The sequence below is a fragment of the Paraburkholderia sp. GAS42 genome (genome assembly GCF_050436565.1).
GTDB lineage: Bacteria > Pseudomonadota > Gammaproteobacteria > Burkholderiales > Burkholderiaceae > Paraburkholderia.
The window spans coordinates 13,841-29,883 of sequence record NZ_JBNDML010000004.1 but is presented as its reverse complement, the minus strand read 5'-3'; the positions used below and the strand labels follow the sequence as shown (position 1 = coordinate 29,883).

Annotated in this window: 12 protein-coding genes and 1 pseudogene; 8 read left to right on the top strand and 5 right to left on the bottom strand. The window is 61.0% G+C overall.

Going from position 1 to position 16,043, the window contains the following annotated elements; genetic code table 11:
* Window positions 1-15: 15 nt before the first annotated feature.
* Window positions 16-1,164, bottom strand: coding sequence for an SRPBCC family protein (locus P3T16_RS07455; RefSeq protein ID WP_429341757.1), 1,149 nt, complete (start codon window positions 1,162-1,164; stop codon window positions 16-18).
* Window positions 1,165-1,352: 188 nt separating this feature from the next.
* A complete protein-coding gene (locus tag P3T16_RS07450; protein ID WP_429341756.1) occupies window positions 1,353-2,279 on the bottom strand; it encodes a LysR family transcriptional regulator in 927 nt (308 codons plus the stop codon).
* A 234-nt stretch (window positions 2,280-2,513) separates the two neighbouring features.
* Between P3T16_RS07450 and P3T16_RS07445 the strand changes: the two genes are divergently transcribed.
* From P3T16_RS07445 to argE, 4 genes are read left to right on the top strand one after another with little or no spacing between them, the layout of a single operon-like run.
* Window positions 2,514-3,863 (top strand): flavin-containing monooxygenase, encoded by a 1,350-nt coding sequence (locus P3T16_RS07445; RefSeq protein ID WP_429341755.1) that lies wholly within the window; start codon window positions 2,514-2,516, stop codon window positions 3,861-3,863.
* Window positions 3,864-3,917: 54 nt separating this feature from the next.
* Window positions 3,918-4,355, top strand: coding sequence for a RidA family protein (locus P3T16_RS07440; RefSeq protein ID WP_429256135.1), 438 nt, complete (start codon window positions 3,918-3,920; stop codon window positions 4,353-4,355).
* 10 nt (window positions 4,356-4,365) lie between these two features.
* The gene (locus tag P3T16_RS07435; protein WP_429256136.1) at window positions 4,366-5,043 is read left to right on the top strand and encodes a DUF1028 domain-containing protein; all 678 of its coding nucleotides are present in this window, start codon (window positions 4,366-4,368) and stop codon (window positions 5,041-5,043) included.
* Window positions 5,036-6,199: an acetylornithine deacetylase gene (gene argE, locus P3T16_RS07430; RefSeq protein ID WP_429341754.1), complete on the top strand. Its 1,164-nt coding sequence runs from the start codon at window positions 5,036-5,038 to the stop codon at window positions 6,197-6,199. The genes P3T16_RS07435 and argE overlap by 8 nt, the downstream gene beginning before the upstream one ends.
* Here argE and P3T16_RS07425 read toward each other — a convergent pair.
* Window positions 6,178-6,579 carry a hypothetical protein gene (locus P3T16_RS07425; protein ID WP_429341753.1) on the bottom strand — a complete coding sequence of 134 codons (402 nt, stop codon included), beginning with the start codon at window positions 6,577-6,579 and terminating at the stop codon, window positions 6,178-6,180. The two genes, argE and P3T16_RS07425, sit on opposite strands and share 22 nt — an antisense overlap.
* Window positions 6,580-6,673: 94 nt before the next feature.
* Between P3T16_RS07425 and P3T16_RS07420 the strand changes: the two genes are divergently transcribed.
* A complete protein-coding gene (locus tag P3T16_RS07420; RefSeq protein ID WP_429341752.1) occupies window positions 6,674-7,723 on the top strand; it encodes an alpha/beta fold hydrolase in 1,050 nt (349 codons plus the stop codon).
* Window positions 7,724-7,749: 26 nt separating this feature from the next.
* Here the strand turns inward: P3T16_RS07420 and P3T16_RS07415 are convergent, their stop codons facing one another.
* On the bottom strand, window positions 7,750-8,898 hold the full coding sequence (locus tag P3T16_RS07415) for a branched-chain amino acid ABC transporter substrate-binding protein (protein ID WP_429341751.1): 1,149 nt from the start codon (window positions 8,896-8,898) through the stop codon (window positions 7,750-7,752).
* Window positions 8,899-9,693: 795 nt separating this feature from the next.
* Between P3T16_RS07415 and P3T16_RS07410 the strand changes: the two are divergent.
* A pseudogene (locus tag P3T16_RS07410) lies at window positions 9,694-9,861 on the top strand (transposase); the annotation flags it as partial.
* Between the two features lie 624 nt (window positions 9,862-10,485).
* On the opposite strand, the gene P3T16_RS07405 reads toward P3T16_RS07410, so the two are convergent.
* A complete protein-coding gene (locus tag P3T16_RS07405) occupies window positions 10,486-11,256 on the bottom strand; it encodes a TetR/AcrR family transcriptional regulator (protein WP_429342042.1) in 771 nt (256 codons plus the stop codon).
* Between the two features lie 551 nt (window positions 11,257-11,807).
* Between P3T16_RS07405 and P3T16_RS07400 the strand changes: the two genes are divergently transcribed.
* Complete coding sequence (locus tag P3T16_RS07400) at window positions 11,808-12,872, top strand: efflux RND transporter periplasmic adaptor subunit (RefSeq protein WP_429341750.1); 1,065 nt, start codon at window positions 11,808-11,810, stop codon at window positions 12,870-12,872.
* The gene (locus P3T16_RS07395; protein ID WP_429341749.1) at window positions 12,869-16,042 is read left to right on the top strand and encodes an efflux RND transporter permease subunit; all 3,174 of its coding nucleotides are present in this window, start codon (window positions 12,869-12,871) and stop codon (window positions 16,040-16,042) included. The genes P3T16_RS07400 and P3T16_RS07395 overlap by 4 nt, the downstream gene beginning before the upstream one ends.
* Window position 16,043 lies beyond the last annotated feature (1 nt).

Sequence of the window (16,043 nt, the reverse complement as noted above, 5' to 3'; positions counted from 1 at the left end):
GGAGTGCTGCCATATTCAATGCTCGCCGAGCTTCTTCGCGAGATAACGCGCGAAGTCATAGTTAGGGCGTTCGAGATGGCTGAGATGGCCGGGCTTCGCAAGTGGCGCCTGCACGCCGCGAAAGACGGCTTCCACGCCGCGCCTGTCTTCCGCGTTGACTTCGTCGAGCAGCGTCTTTAGCGTCGCCATGTGAGCGTTGCCCTCGGGATCGGCGATGAACTCCGGCGCAAGCCCGCCTCCGAAGCGGATGTGCACGCGCCCGACCCCTTGCGGTTGCAGCACGAGATACCAGAAGTAACCGGGCGTGAGCGTGACGAGATGCGTCGGGTAGATTGCGAGCAACGCCGTGGTCTTGCGCCAGTGTCCCGTGAGACGTGTGTTATCCGGATGCGCGTTGCCGATGGGCAAAGACGCTTCCTTCGTGATCCAGTGATAGTTGAAGCCGGGAAAACCTGCCGGGCATTCCATTTCATCGAGCCGCGAATGCGGTCCTACCGTCGCGCGATGCAGCATCGGCAAGTGATAGCTTTCCATGAAATTCTCGGCAAGGATCTTCCAGTTGGTATCCCACACGTGCTCTTCATAGAAAGTTTCGATGTAGTCAGACATGCCGTATGCGCCGATGAGTCTCTCAAGTTCGGCAAGCTGCGCATGAACGGGCGGCGCGTTCTCGTCGAGCGTCACGTAAATCCAACCCTGCCATTCTTCGCAGCTCACGGCGGGCAACTTATAGCTGTCCTTGCAGAAGCCCGCTTGCTGATCCATGAGCGGTGCCCCTCGCAGCTCGCCATCGAGCGAATAATTCCACGCGTGATAAGGACACACGATCCTGCGCACATTGCCGCGTCCTTCGAGCAGCACCGACATGCGATGCAGGCACACGTTCGACATTGCCTTGAGTTGCATCTGCTCGTCGCGCAAAATCACGACGGGTTGTGCGCCAATACGCGCCGTCAGATAGTCGCCGGGGGCCTTCAACGCGCTTGCGCGGCCGACGCACTGCCATTCGTGTTCGAAGATATCGCGCTCTTCCAGTGACAGGAATTCGGGCGACGTATAGACGCCAGGCGGCATGGAACGCGCATCGCTGAACGACCGCTCGCAACCGGCCTGCAACCCTTCTACCAGCGCTTGCGCCGCGATCGTCCTTGCGGGGTTTGCCATGGAGCCCTCCTTGATCAATCCCTGTGGGAGCGCGCCAACGTGAGGTATTGCGGCGTTGCGCTCAACATGGTCAGAAATCTATCAAGCCAAATTGCCAGTCAAAATATTGTTTTCGGATACAAAGCAAAGCTTTTACCTATGCAGCGTGGAACAGCTTCGACGCAAGCCCGGGCACAAGCGTCCTCAAGTCACGCGTCGAGATGCAGCCGCTGTATATAGGTCTCGCAGAACGACGCGAAGCGTTGCACGACTTGCCGCGGTTTCATCGTGCGCGATTGCGCGATGCCGAGCGTTGTTGCGTTGACGCTGTCCTTGAAGCGTTTAATGACGAAGTCTTCGCCATCCACGGTGCGGTTCGATTTGAGCGGGAAATTGAGGATGCTGTAGCCAAGGCCGTTGGCCACCATACCGCGCACCACCTCCGGCTGTGAGGAGCGAAAGGCGGGCACAGGACGGTTGCCCACCGCGTCGAAGAGCGCGGCGAAATACTCGCGGCTATGCGGCAGATCCAGCATCACATACGGCTCGGGCAGCAAATCGGAGAGCGAAACCTTGCGCGCGCGGGCGAGGCGGTGCGTCTTCGGCAGGATCACATAAGGCGGCAGCGAAAGCAGCGGCGTAAAGACGATGTCCTCGGTCAAATCGAGGCTATAGGTCAGGGCGATGTCGAGCGAGCCATCGTGCAGGCCTCGCAAGAGACCGTCCTGATGCGCCTCGACGGTGCGAAACGAAATGCCCGCGTGCTCGCCCGTGAACCGGGCGATGAGTCCCGGCATGAGCGGCGGCGCGAGAGAGACGAGGCAGCCGAGCGCGATGGCGCCCGTCATGCCGCCGTCCATTTCCTTCGCGGCCATCTGCAATTCTTCGGCAATTTTGAGCAGATTGCGCGCCTGCCCGAGCAGATCGCGGCCGGCTTGTGTGAGCGACAGGCCGCTCGCGTGATGCCGTATGAAGAGTTGCACGCCGAACGAGACTTCGAGGTCCGCGAGCGCCGTCGAAATCGACGGCTGGGAGATGTGCAGCCGCCGCGCGGCGGCGGTAAACGACAGCGCTTCCGCGGTGACGACGAAATAGCGCAATTGCCGCAACGAGTAGCGCAAGGGGTGGTTTTCCATCCGTAATGCTCCACGATCGAGTCTCCAATGGGCCACATTGTGAGGTGCTCAAAAAGGCTTGCATAGCCAAAACCGATGCTTTGCATTTTTTTAATATATTTTTCGAATTCTAAAGGCGGGCGTAAATTTGCTCCGCGAACAACACCGTGACCTGATCAGCGACGGTCGCGAGCGCTCATTGGCGGCGAAGCCATGACCGACCCGAATCGAACCGCCTTTCAGAAGGACACAGCCATGACCGTGGAAAGAACGTCAATCGACACGCTGGTTGTCGGCGCCGGCCAGGCCGGCGTCGCCATGAGCGAACACCTGAGCAAACTTGGCGTGCCGCACCTCGTCCTGGAACGTGATCGTATCGCCGAGCGCTGGCGCACGGGACGGTGGGATTCGCTGGTTGCCAATGGCCCTGCATGGCACGACCGTTTCCCCAGTCTTGAGTTCGACGATCTCGATCCAGACGCTTTTGCCTCGAAAGAGCAGGTTGCGGACTATTTCGTAGCCTATGCCAGGAAGTTCGACGCTCCTATCCGCACCGGCGTGGAAGTGAAGAAGGTTGTGCGCAATGCTGGCCGGCAGGGTTTCACCATCGAAACATCCAAAGGCACGATCGAGGCCAACCGCGTGGTTGTCGCGACCGGACCTTTCCAGCGCCCTGTCATTCCGCCAATCGCGCGAGGAGCCGCGAATCTCACACAGATTCACTCCGCCGACTATCGCAACCCAGAGCAATTGCCCGAAGGAGCCGTAATGGTGGTGGGTGCGGGGTCGTCGGGTGTGCAAATCGCGGATGAGCTGCAGCGGGCGGGCAAGCAGGTCTATCTGTCGGTTGGAGCGCATGATCGTCCCCCGCGTGCATATCGCGGCCGCGACTTCTGCTGGTGGCTGGGCGTTCTCGGCGAATGGGATGCGGAGGTCATGAAGCCCGGCCGGGAACACGTCACCATTGCAGTGAGCGGTGCGCGTGGCGGTCATACAGTGGACTTCCGGCGTCTTGCGCACAAGGGGATAACGCTCGTTGGCCTGACGAAGTCATTCGATGACGGCGTAGTGACGTTCGAATCGGATCTTGCGGTGAACATTGCCCGAGGCGACGAGAACTATCTGTCGCTGTTGAACGCAGCTGACGCATATGTTGCCCGCAACGGTCTCGACCTGCCGGAAGACCCGGAAGCCCGAACCATTCCTTCGGATCCGGAATGCGTGACCCATCCCATTCTCGACCTCGATCTGGCGAAGGCCGGCGTGACCTCGATCATCTGGGCAACCGGCTATGCGGTCGATTTCAGCTGGCTGAATGTCGACGCCTTCGACGAAAAGGGCAAGCCGAAACATCAGCGCGGCGTTTCGAGGGAACCCGGCATTTATTTCCTCGGTTTGCCGTGGCTGTCGCGTCGCGGCTCCGCTTTCATCTGGGGCGTCTGGCACGATGCCAGGCATATCGCCGACCATATCGTTACACAGCGAAAATATCTCGCTTACCGCGATGCCTCGCAACGTCATGCAGACGACCATCGTGAGGAAAGCCCCGACGGCGCACACCGCGATTCGCGCGTGCTTAAAGCTAGCGAGATGGGTGTGAGTTGATGACTGCTCCTGCTTAAGCTGCGATCCATTTCTTCCAGGCATTGAGGTGCATTGATGAGCCAACCTACGCATACCCGCATCCGCATGTTCAACACGAAGGATACGTATCCGAACCAGACGCTCGACAACGATCTTTGTCAGGCCGTGCGCGCCGGCAACACCGTCTACGTGCGCGGCCAGGTGGGTACGGATTTCGAAGGCCGCCTGGTAGGGCTCGGCGATCCGCGTGCCCAGGCCGCGCAGGCGATGAAGAACGTCAAGGAATTGCTTGAAGAGGCGGGAAGCGATCTGTCTCACATCGTCAAGACAACAACGTTTCTGATCGACCCGCGCTATCGTGAGCCGGTGTATCAGGAGGTCGGAAAGTGGCTGAAGGGCGTGTTTCCCATTTCGACCGGTCTGGTGGTGAGCGCGTTGGGGCAGCCGCAGTGGTTGATGGAGATCGATGTGATCGCGGTCATCCCGGATGGCTGGAAGCCGAACCAGGCCTAAGGAGTCAGCGATGACATTTTCCGTTATCGGACGTTGCCCGGAAACCGGTCAGCTCGGGATCGCCATCAGTTCATCCAGTATCGCGGTGGGCGCACGATGTCCGTGGGTACGCGCAGGAGTGGGCGCGGTGGCGACGCAGAACGTCACGCTGCCTGCGCTCGGTCCGCAGATTCTCGATCTCCTTGAAAGCATGCAGCTCGCTCCTGAGGCGGCGCTGGAGCGTGCGCTCAATGCGAACGACTGGAGCCAGTATCGCCAGGTGACGGTGATCGATGGTCAGGGTCGTACGGCGTTCTTTAGCGGTAAGGAAGCCCTTGGACTACACAACGCCGTGGCGGGAGAGCAATGCGTAGCCGCCGGCAACATGCTGGCGGGTGTTGAAGTCATCGAAGCCATGATTCCTGCATTCGAGAATGCGCACGGCATGCTCGCCGACCGGCTGCTCGCGGCCATGCACGCCGCGATGGCCGCCGGTGGCGAAGCGGGGCCCGTGCACTCGGCGGCGGTCAAGGTAGTGGGCGACCTGACCTGGCCGATCGTCGATCTGCGGGTCGACTGGGCGGATGAAGATCCGATCGGCCAGCTCGACGGTCTATGGCAAGCCTATCGGCCGCAGATGCAGGACTACGTCACTCGGGCGTTGAATCCGACCGCGGCTCCGAGCTACGGAGTGCCGGGCAATGAATGAAATGTCCAGCCGTGAGCTGCTAGAACGGCTGATTGGCTTCGCCACGGTGAGTCGGGATTCCAATCTGGGACTGATCGATTTCATCCGGCAATACCTTGCGGAACTCGGCGTCCAGAGCGAGCTGTTCTACAACCCTGAGCGCACCAAGGCCAATCTGTTCGCCACCATCGGCCCTCGTGACCGGGGCGGCGTCGTGCTCTCCGGCCACACCGATGTGGTCCCGATCGATGGTCAGGCCTGGACGCTCGAGCCATTTCGCCTCACCGAGAGAGAGGGACGGCTATACGGCCGCGGCACGGCCGACATGAAGGGCTTCATTGCTTCGGTGTTGGCGGCGGTACCGCTCTTTCTCAAGCAAACGCTCAAGTTGCCAGTACACCTCGCCTTCTCCTATGACGAGGAAGTCGGATGCCTGGGTGTGCGACCGATGCTGGCCGAACTGGAGAAGCGTCTGCACAAACCAGCCTTGTGCCTGATCGGCGAACCGACCGAACTCAAACCGGTGCTGGGCCACAAGGGCAAGCTGGCGATGCGCTGCCATGTGAAAGGCGCCGCCTGCCATTCGGCCTACGCGCCCTATGGTGTCAATGCCATTCAATATGCGGCGCGACTGATCGGCCGGCTAGAAGAGATCGGCGAGCAGTTGTCCCAGCCTGAACATCATGATCAGCGCTTCGATCCGCCGTTCTCGACCGTGCAGACCGGCGTGATCAACGGCGGTCGCGCGCTCAACATCGTGCCGGCTGAATGCCAGTTCGATTTCGAAGTGCGCACTCTTCCGGGCTTCGATGCCCTTAAAGTGGCAGATGAGTTGCAGACCTATGCCGAGGCCGAGCTGCTGCCGAAGATGCGTGCGGTGAAATCCGACACCGACATTCGCCTCCAGGTGCTAAGCGCGTATCCGGGACTGGCCACCCCGCCCGACAGCGAGGCGGCACGTCTGTTGACACTGCTGAGCGGCTCCACGGAGTTCGGTACGGTCGCCTTCGGCACCGAGGGCGGACTCTTCAATCAGGTGGGCATTCCCACGGTGGTCTGCGGACCGGGAAGCATGGATCAAGGGCACAAGCCGGACGAATTCGTAACGGTCGAGCAACTGGGCAACTGCGATGCAATGCTGGCTCGCCTGGCGGACTACCTCTCGACCGCGTTCTGACGCGCCAACGCCAGGAATCTGCCGTAGCGCCGCTTCATCAGGTAGCGATCCCTTCCCGGCAGAAGTCCCCGAACAATTGAGCCGGCCTGGTCAGTTAGCCACGCTTGAGCGTCGCTTTCCAGCGCTAAAGAAACCGTGGACACATTGAATCTGGCGTCGGTCAGTGTTTCAAAGGGCAGCGATGCCTCGTAGCCAATGAGGCGGCATTCGTCACGCAGTTCAACGACAAGTTCAAAACCAGATTCGCTCTTCGTGCATCGAACCGCCCGAGTGGGATGGCACGGATTCGCTGCCCCATTCGGGCTTAGGGACGTGGTCGAATCATTTCCGGCAACCGCGGCACGTTGCGCATAATATTCCACGTGTCGATGGCGCGGCATCACGGCCTCTTGCCATCCATTGCTCAATGGCCGCTAGCCCTCTGGCTGTGAAGCGACGTTTTCGAGCACCTTGATCATGAAGAGGAGAGTACTGATGTCGAATGAGATGAACACTCGTCGTCGACGCTTTCTTGGGAATGCAGCCGTCAGCGTCGGCGCGATGGAGCTGGTCTTGAGCGGGTTGGCGCACGCGCAGTCCGCAGGCCAGGACGCAAACCCGCACGCAAACGCAGCAGCGTCGAATGCATCGTTTGCCGAGATCAAGCAGATCGACGCCGGCGTGCTGAACGTCGGATACGCGGAAGTCGGCCGAGGCAACGGCCCGGTGGTGATCTTGCTCCACGGCTGGCCTTATGACATCCACAGCTTCGCCGACGTCGCGCCTCGGCTCGCGTCCGCAGGCTATCGGGTAATCGTTCCGTACCTCCGCGGCTATGGCACGACGCGTTTTCTTTCCGGCAATACGGTCCGCAATGGCCAGCAGTCGGCGCTCGCCGTCGACCTCATCGCGCTGATGGATGCGCTGAAGATTCAGAAGGCGATACTCGGCGGCTTCGACTGGGGCGCGCGCACAGCCGATGTCGTCGCCGCGCTGTGGCCAGAACGCTGCAAGGCATTGGTCTCGGTGAGTGGCTATCTGATCGGTAGCCAGGCGGGCAACAAGGCGCCCTTGCCGCCGAAGGCGGAACTCGCATGGTGGTATCAGTTCTACTTCGCGACGGAGCGCGGCAGGCAGGGCTATGAAGCGAATCGGCACGACTTCGCGAAGCTCATCTGGCAACTTGCGTCGCCGAAATGGAACTTCGACGATGCGACGTTCGAGCGATCTGCAGGTGCTTTCCAGAACCCGGACCACGTTGCGATCGTGGTCGACAACTACCGCTGGCGATTGAGTCTCTCGAACGGAGAGCCGCAATACGACGCGCTGGAAGCGCGTCTCGCGGCCGCGCCGGTCATCACCGTGCCGACGATCACCCTCGAAGGCGACGCGAACGGCGCGCCCCATCCGGAGCCTGCGGCGTATGCGAAGAAGTTCGTCGGCAAATACGGGCACCGCACCGTCACAGGTGGAATCGGCCACAATCTGCCGCAGGAGGCGCCCAAGGCCTTTGCAGACGCAGTGATCGAGGTTGCCAGCTATTAGGCGCTCACGCACAACCGCTCAGCAAGTCACTCTGCGCTGATGGTCGTCACAGGTTTCCACTTGGCGCCTTTTACCTGATAGAGCGTCGACGTGGGGTGTTTCAGGTCACCGTACGAATCGAATTCAATCTTTCCCGTGATGCCGTCGTACTGCATAGTTCGCAACGTAGGCATGAATACTTCGGGTTTTGCGGAATTCGCCTGTTTCATAGCGTTGATAGCCACCCACGCACAGTCATAGGCGAATGGCGCGTAAGTCAATGTATCCGCGCCAAATCTCTTTTTGAATTTTTCCGCGAACGCTTTGCCTTGGGGAAGGGACTCGACAGGCCGTCCGTACTCCCACGCCATTGCACCCTCGGCAGCACTGCCCGCGACGCCGAGGAAGATGCTGTCGGCAATGCCCCCGCTTCCTACGAACTGCGTCTGCATACCGAGTTGTCTCATCCGCCTGGTCAGGAGCGCCGCCTGGTTATCAAGGCCGGCAAAGTACAAGAGGTCTGCGTTTGCCGCCTTGATATTCGTGAGCTGCGCGTTGAATTCGACGGCCTTGTCGTTGGTGTATTCCGACGCGACAATTTGGCCGCCGGCCGCAATGACCGCCTTCTTGAATTCTTCCACGGCCCCCTGGCCAAATGCCGTGCGGTCGTCCATCACTGCAATGCGCCGCGCCTTGGTGACCGTTACCGCGTACTTTCCTGCGTTGCCGGAGTTCTGTGCGTCGGTGGCGATAATACGGAAGACGTTCTTCAGCCCTTGCCTGGTTATGGCCGGATTCGTGGCGGCGGGGTCTATCAACGGAATGCCGGCCCTGGCAAATATCGGCGACGAAGGCAACGCGACCCCGGAGTTGTAGTAACCCACCACGGCCGCCACCCCATCGTCGACGAGTTTCTGGGCTACTTGCACGCCAATGCGCGGGTCGCCCTGATCATCGACGGAGTCCAGTTCGAAGCGCACCTCCTGCCCGTCCAGCTTCGTGCGCTGGGCGTTGGCTTCTTCGATGGCGAGGCGAACACCATTCTCGATGTCCTTCCCGTTTGCAGCTCCGGCGCCGGTCAGCGGGGCCGACACTCCGATCTTCACTACTTGCTGTGCAAACGATTGGCTGCTTGCTAGCAACATGGCGACGGCAGCCAGCCCGGCGGCAAAATATTTTCTCGAGGTGTTGAGCATCGGTTCACTCCCGAATGTGACAAGAATCGGCGCGAGACAGCAAACACGCGCTGACAAAGCGATTTCACAGATTGTTTTGGTGCATCCTGCAGCCAGGCAGCGTGCCCCGAATGCGCGATGTTCTCGCTCAAAGCAATGACAGGCGGATTGGCACTGCAGCGTAGCAAGCCAAATTGCCCCTTCCAGCTACATTTTCTGCGCTCTTTCCCATACCTTTGGTAATGAAAGGCGCTTGTGTAGTGTCCGCAGAATGGAACCCCATCGAAAATGGTGAGCTCGCAACGCCATTGCTGGCGAGTGTTTGCGGCCACAATGACCGCGATAGCCGGGCGTCCCAAAGCCTCCGACCACTGATCGGTAAGCCCGGCTTCATAGGGCATGTCCTATGGATAACACTGGTTGGAATCGATACCTGGTCACAAAGAACGGACATCAGGCCACGGCGGACGGATTGACCTCGACCGTCGCGTGCGAAAGACCTTTGAAGCCGGAAATCGCAAGTCGCGAAAAAACTGCCATTACCAAAGGTGTGGGCTATGCCCAAGAAAATGTTTCCGAGGCCTTGGGATTTGACTGGGTACGCTGTGAATCGTGAGCATGTCGGGTGCGGCGCGAAGAGAGTTGACTTAAGCGATCGGTGTCGGGTTCAGTGCTCCTCATCGATAGAGGAGAGTCAACCGTAACCTTTAAGAGAACGCCTGAAGCTGGCTCCAGAGCACGGACGTGAAATCACCCGCATTTCTGCACTGATTCCCGAACGGCCGTTTCGACCGATAGCGCAGCGTTCGACGCAAAGCGAATGGCCTGTTAAGACAGTACTTCCCTAAAGGGACCGACCTGTCAGTGTATTCGCAGGCCAAACTCAACGCCGTGGCGAGACGATTGAACGAGCGTCCGAGAAAGACCCTGGACTACGAAACGCCAGCCGAGCGATTCCAGCAAACTATTGCATCCACCGGTTGACTCCGCCAGGTACAACGGCCATTCGCCTTTCTGGTTCGTCCAGCAGATCATCGGCCTTTCCGGTCATACAAGTGTCCTCCGTATTGCGGTCGGCGAACGGCCGCTTCGGTGGAAAGTCTGGGCAGCAGATGACCCGGCACGGACGCTCAATTTACGGACCTACTGGGCGACGTTTCGTGTGTGACTGCGCGGTCGTGACTCAGATTTTCCTCCTTAAGTTAAATGAGAGTGGCTGGCGTGACGAGCGCCGACGCGTCCGCGCAGGTCACAGTTCAGGAAAATTGGCGTGCGCTGCCGGGCGGCGCTCGACGCAGCCGGCCTAAAAGCGGCGGCCCGAAACCACTCGCCGAACGCATGCGGCGCGCTGTCGCAGATGAAAAGCTCGTACGGCTTCTGGGCCATGCGCAGCTGGTTAGTAAATCCGCCAATTTCCCTCCGGCTGATCAGGCGGTTCCAGTCGCCGTTGGGAGCACAGCAACGGCGCTTTTAGGGACTCAGCGATATCAACCGGTGCCATGCGCTTGATTGATGTTCACAGCGCCGTTTCCCCCGATTCCCAGCTGCCTCGATTCTCGTCTCGCCGTGCGTCTATCCGTGCCCAGAAGCTGGAGATCGTCCATCCAATCATCGGACGCGCGTTTTTGTTCGACAGACCTTGATTTCCGGCTTACCCGGTAACGGCAGCCGCGCAATTCTCTCCGCCTCTGCGCGCTTGAGTCCGAGCGCCTGTAGCACGACCGTCGCAGCACGCTCGGCGAAGTTCTGTTCATCGAGTCCAGATGCATTCGGCCGCTCGACTACTGGTGTGACGCGGGCGGAATAGTGCAGCTCAGATGCGATTGCCGCGAAGATGATGCCCGTAACGGAAATGAGACACAGGAAGTGGTCCGGGACGACAAAGCGTTTCGCGGAAATACCGCTTTGACTATCGCGCAGCAGTCGCTGACCGAGACCCCAGCTCAGCGCATGCACCGAAAAACCCTCGCGGATAAGAAGCAGTCCCCACACCGGCTCGCGGCGGACGCGCATCAGCGTATGGCGCACACAGACAGCGACCACTTCTGCCGGATCGGACAGTCCGCTGGCGAGGCGGTCGAGCATATCGGCAAACTCCTCGAACACCCACTCGACGAGCGCGGAAAAGAGCCCTTCCTTCGACTCGAAGTGGTTGTAGAAGGAGCCGAAACCGACGTCTGCGGCTTCGGTGATGTCGTTGATGGCCACCGAATCCATCCCTTTTTCGGCCACTAACCTGAGCGCTGCATCGAGCAGGCGGGCGCGAGTCTCCCGCTTGCGGCGGGCACTGCGCTGCTGGCGCCCTTCGGTCGCCTCGGCCGGAGCTGGCAGCTTTTGTTTGCGCTGCCGGGTTGCACGGGAGTTCGGGGCATCAGGCATCTCGGTTCCAGATTTCTGTAGCGTCGTATTATAGATTTTTATGTCATTATTGACAAATGTATCAGTTATGGGATGTAATGTCACTGCCGCGAACGGATCAGCGGCCGCGTGGATCGATGAATTGAGTTGCGACGGTCCCTGGAACAGGGTGTTGCGGCGCTAAAGATGGGGCATCCACTGCCGTCCCGATCCACCAGCGCCGGGCTCGGGGCGAGGATCTGTTTTACGCTCGTTCTCTAGCTGTTTCGTGGGGAGTGGCCGCGTGCGATGTCGAAGTACGAAGAGTTGCAAGCGGTTTGTATTAGACGCAGCGAGTAGGAATACTAAGTTACAGGCATGCCGAATCGAGTGCTCGCGCACTTCGCAAAGCATGCTGCCAGACACACCGTGTCTTCCGATGCCTCGCCCATTTTTATTGCTGGACCATCACCTGCCTTGTGAACATCGTGAAACTTTCCGGTCTTAACGCGCAGACGCTTGCGCGTCCTTTCCTGCCGTCCGTCGTCCGGCCATGCCTCCGGGGGCGTCTTCTGATTGCGGCTTGCGGCGCAATGCTGCTAGCGGCCTGCCACCAGCGCGAAACCGTCGCTCCCGAGCCCAAGCCCGTCGTTGCTGTCACGGTTCATCCCGACGGGCGCACGGCGAGCGCCTCGTTGCCGGCTCAGATACAGGCGCGGTATTCGACGCCTCTTTCGTTCAGGATTGGAGGCAAAGTCACCGAACGGCGGGTGCGCATCGGCGATACCGTCAAGGCGGGACAGGCCGTTGCGCTGCTCGACCCTACCGACCTGCGCAACAACCTGGTCAACGCGCGAGCGCAGCTCGACGCCGCCGAACATCGTCTCGTGTACGCCAAACAGCAGCTCGATCGCGACCGCGCTCAGGCGCAGGCAAACCTGATCGCAATGGCGCAGATGGAGCAGACCCAGGACGCCTACGCTTCCGCCCTCGCGCAGCGCGATTCGGCGCTCGCCCAGATGGCGCTCGCCACGGATCACCTGCGCTACGCCACGCTCACGGCAGACCACGACGGCGTCATCACGTCGGAGGACACCGACACCGGCCAGAACATTCAGGCAGATCAAGCCGTCTATCACCTCGACTGGACGGGAGACGTGGATGTTGTCTGCGACGCGCCCGAGCAGACGCTTGGCGCATTGACCGTCGGCAGCAATGCGCGCGTGAGCCTGTCTGCGCTGCCTGGTAAGACCTTCGAGGCGCGCGTGCGCGAGGTGTCGCCCGCCGCCGACCCGCAAAGCCGCACCTGGCGCGTGAAGCTCACTCTGGCCGCGCCGAGCCTCGAAGTTCGCTTCGGCATGACGGCGAGTGTTGCGTTCGATGCCGCCGGCGACGCGGCAACGGCACGTCGGTTCGCGCTGCCTGTGACGGCGCTCTTTCACAAAGGCGAGGACCCCGCCGTGTGGGTGGTGCGCGCGGGCAGCGACACCCTTGAGCTGCGCCCTGTCAGCATCGCGCGCTACGACGAGCGCACGGTCTCCGTCACCGGCGGCTTGCACGACGGCGACCGCGTCGTGATGCAGGGCGTGCACGCAGTGAGCGCAGACCAACACGTGCAGGTGGTGGCCCCGTTGCATCCCGAGGATTTTTCGTCATGAACGCACGCGACCGTGAAACCGCGCGTGACAGCGCGCCCGTCACCCCGTCCGACTCCGAGACACATGACGAAGGTGGCTTCAATCTCTCCGCGTGGGCGTTGCGCCATCAGCAACTGGTGATCTTTCTGATCGGGCTTGCAACCCTGTTCGGCGTGATCGGGTATACGCAACTTGCGCAGTCGGAAGACCCGCCGTTCACGTTCCGGACCATGGTGGTCAAAACTTACTGGCCGGGCGCAACTGCCCGCGAGGTGCAGGAACAGATCACTGACCGGATCGGCCGTCAGTTGCAGGCGGCGCCGTATGTCGACAACATCAAGAGCTACTCGCGGCCAGGCGAGTCGATGATCTTCTTCGCCATGAAGGACTCGGCCCCGGTCAAAGAGGTCCCAGAGACCTGGTATCAGGTGCGCAAGAAAGTGGGCGACATCGCGGCGACGCTGCCCAAGGGGACGGTTGGACCGTTTTTCAACGACGAGTTCGGTGACGTCTACACAAACATATATGCGCTTGAGGGCGACGGCTTTACGCCTGCGCAACTGCACGACTACGCCGACCAGTTGCGCACCATCCTGCTGCGCGTGCCCGGCGTCGCCAAGGTCGACTACTTTGGCGACCCGGACCAGCACATCTTCGTCGAGATATCGAATGCAGAACTGACGGGGCTCTCTATCACGCCTCAGCAGCTCGCCCAGGCAATCGACGCACAAAATACGGTGGCACCCGTTGGCACCATTACGACGGCGGACGACCGGGTGTTCGTGCGACCGAGCGGCGCGTTCAAGGACGTGCAGGCTCTCGCCGACACGCTGATCACCGTGAACAAACGCGCGTTCCGGCTCGGTGACATCGCGAAGATTACGCGCGGCTACGACGATCCGCCCGTCACCCAGATGCGCGTCGGGGGCCAGGCGGTGCTCGGCATCGGCGTGACGATGCAAAAAGGCGGCGACGTGATCAGCCTCGGCAAGGCGCTCGACGCGAAAGCCGCCGAACTGCAGGCTGCCATGCCGGCGGGACTCAAGCTGGCTCCCGTCTCGAGCATGCCTCACGCAGTCAAGCATTCGGTGGACGAGTTCGTCAGGTCGGTCGGCGAAGCGGTAGCCATCGTGCTGGTCGTGAGCCTCGTTTCGCTCGGCCTGCGCACTGGCATGGTCGTCGTGATCTCGATTCCGATCGTGCTCGCCGTGACGGCGCTGTGCATGCATGTGTTCAATATCGGGCTGGACCAGGTCTCCCTTGGCACGCTCGTGCTCGCGCTGGGGCTGCTCGTCGACGACGCGATCATCGCCGTCGAAACGATGGCCGTGAAGCTCGAGCAGGGGTGGAGTCGCCCGCGCGCGGCGGCCTTTGCCTACACGAGCACCGCATTCCCGATGCTGACCGGCACGCTCGTGACGGTATCGGGCTTCCTGCCGATCGCACTCGCGAAATCGAGTACGGGCGAATACACGCGCTCGATCTTCGAAGTGTCGGCCATCGCGCTGATCGTATCGTGGTTCGCGGCCGTCGTGCTGGTCCCCTTGCTGGGCTTCCATATGTTGCCCGAGCGCAAGAGCCACGATAGTGGCGGGCACCATCACGAGCACGACGTTTACAGCACCGGCTTCTACCGGCGCCTGTCAGGGTGGGTTTCGTGGTGTATCGAGCGTCGCTGGGCCGTGCTCGGCGTCACTGCCGTGCTCTTTGCGATCGCGATGGCGGCCTTCACGCGCGTGCCGCAACAGTTCTTCCCCAACTCCGAACGGCCAGAGCTGCTTGTGGACCTGCGGCTGCCGGAAGGTGCTTCGTTCGAGGCGACCCTGCGTGAAGCGAAGCGCCTGGAAAAGGCGCTCGGCGGCAATCCCGGGATCGACCACTTCGTCGACTTTGTGGGCATGGGCGCACCGCGCTTTTACCTGCCGCTGGACCAGCAGCTTCAGCAGCCTAACTTTGCGCAGTTCGTGATCACGGCAAAAAGCGTCGAAACCCGCGAAGAGTTGATGCGCTGGCTCGATGCCAAACTCGGGAGAGAGTTCTCCGGCGTGCGCACGCGTGTGGCGCGGCTCGAGAACGGTCCACCGGTGGGTTTCCCGATCAAGTTCCGGGTGAGCGGCAACGATATTGCGACCGTGCGCTCGATTGCGGAAACGGTCGCCGGGAAGGTCCGTGCCGACTCCCGCACACGCAATGTCCAGTTCGACTGGGACGAGCCGGCGGAACGGTCGATCTCGTTCGAGATCGATCAGAGCAGGGCGCGCCAGCTTGGCGTCACGTCGGAGGACATATCGAACTTCCTGGCCATGACGCTCTCGGGGTACACGGTCACGCAGTACCGTGAACGCGACAAGCTGATCAACGTCGATCTGCGTGCGCCGAAGAGCGAGCGTGTTGATCCCACGCAGCTCACGAGCCTCGCGATTCCGACGCCGAACGGCCCGGTTCCGCTCGGTTCCCTCGGACATGTTCGGAACACGCTCGAGTACGGCGTGATCTGGCAGCGCGACCGGCAGTCGACGATCACCGTGCAGGCTGACATTCGGGGCGACGCGCAGGGCATCGACGTGACCCGCGATATCGAGCACGCGCTCGCCGGGGAACAAGCGAGACTGCCTGTGGGTTATCGCATCGAAGTAGGCGGCGCGGTCGAAGAAAGCGTGAAAGGCCAGACCTCGATCAACGCCGAGATGCCGCTCATGATCATCGCCGTGCTGACGCTGCTCATGATCCAGCTGAAGAGCTTCCTGCGGACGTTTATCGTCGTGCTGACAGCACCGCTCGGGCTGATCGGCGTCGTGGCTGCGCTGCTCCTGTTCGGCAAGCCCTTTGGTTTCGTCGCGTTGCTCGGCGTGATTGCCATGTTCGGCATCATCATGCGCAACTCCGTGATTCTGGTCGACCAGATCGACCAGGACATCGCGGCGGGGCAAGGGCGTTTCGACGCGATTATCGGTGCGACGGTGAGGCGCTTCAGGCCGATCATATTGACGGCCGCCGCCGCTGTGCTCGCCTTGATTCCACTCTTGCGCTCAGCGTTCTTCGGGCCCATGGCGACTGCGTTGATGGGGGGTATCACGATTGCCACGGTACTGACTGTGTTCTTCCTGCCGGCACTTTACGCGACGTGCTTCAAGGTCCGGCGCAACGAGTGCGGGATGCAACCGGTCGTCGTCGAGCATACGGAGATTTGAT

Coding starts and splice junctions, on each gene's coding strand:
- P3T16_RS07455 (WP_429341757.1), bottom strand. CDS start 1,164: ATGGCAAACCCCGCAAGGACGATCGCGGCGCAAGCGCTGGTAGAAGGG.
- P3T16_RS07450 (WP_429341756.1), bottom strand. CDS start 2,279: ATGGAAAACCACCCCTTGCGCTACTCGTTGCGGCAATTGCGCTATTTC.
- P3T16_RS07445 (WP_429341755.1), top strand. CDS start 2,514: ATGACCGTGGAAAGAACGTCAATCGACACGCTGGTTGTCGGCGCCGGC.
- P3T16_RS07440 (WP_429256135.1), top strand. CDS start 3,918: ATGAGCCAACCTACGCATACCCGCATCCGCATGTTCAACACGAAGGAT.
- P3T16_RS07435 (WP_429256136.1), top strand. CDS start 4,366: ATGACATTTTCCGTTATCGGACGTTGCCCGGAAACCGGTCAGCTCGGG.
- argE (WP_429341754.1), top strand. CDS start 5,036: ATGAATGAAATGTCCAGCCGTGAGCTGCTAGAACGGCTGATTGGCTTC.
- P3T16_RS07425 (WP_429341753.1), bottom strand. CDS start 6,579: ATGCCGCGCCATCGACACGTGGAATATTATGCGCAACGTGCCGCGGTT.
- P3T16_RS07420 (WP_429341752.1), top strand. CDS start 6,674: ATGTCGAATGAGATGAACACTCGTCGTCGACGCTTTCTTGGGAATGCA.
- P3T16_RS07415 (WP_429341751.1), bottom strand. CDS start 8,898: ATGCTCAACACCTCGAGAAAATATTTTGCCGCCGGGCTGGCTGCCGTC.
- P3T16_RS07405 (WP_429342042.1), bottom strand. CDS start 11,256: ATGCCTGATGCCCCGAACTCCCGTGCAACCCGGCAGCGCAAACAAAAG.
- P3T16_RS07400 (WP_429341750.1), top strand. CDS start 11,808: ATGCTGCTAGCGGCCTGCCACCAGCGCGAAACCGTCGCTCCCGAGCCC.
- P3T16_RS07395 (WP_429341749.1), top strand. CDS start 12,869: ATGAACGCACGCGACCGTGAAACCGCGCGTGACAGCGCGCCCGTCACC.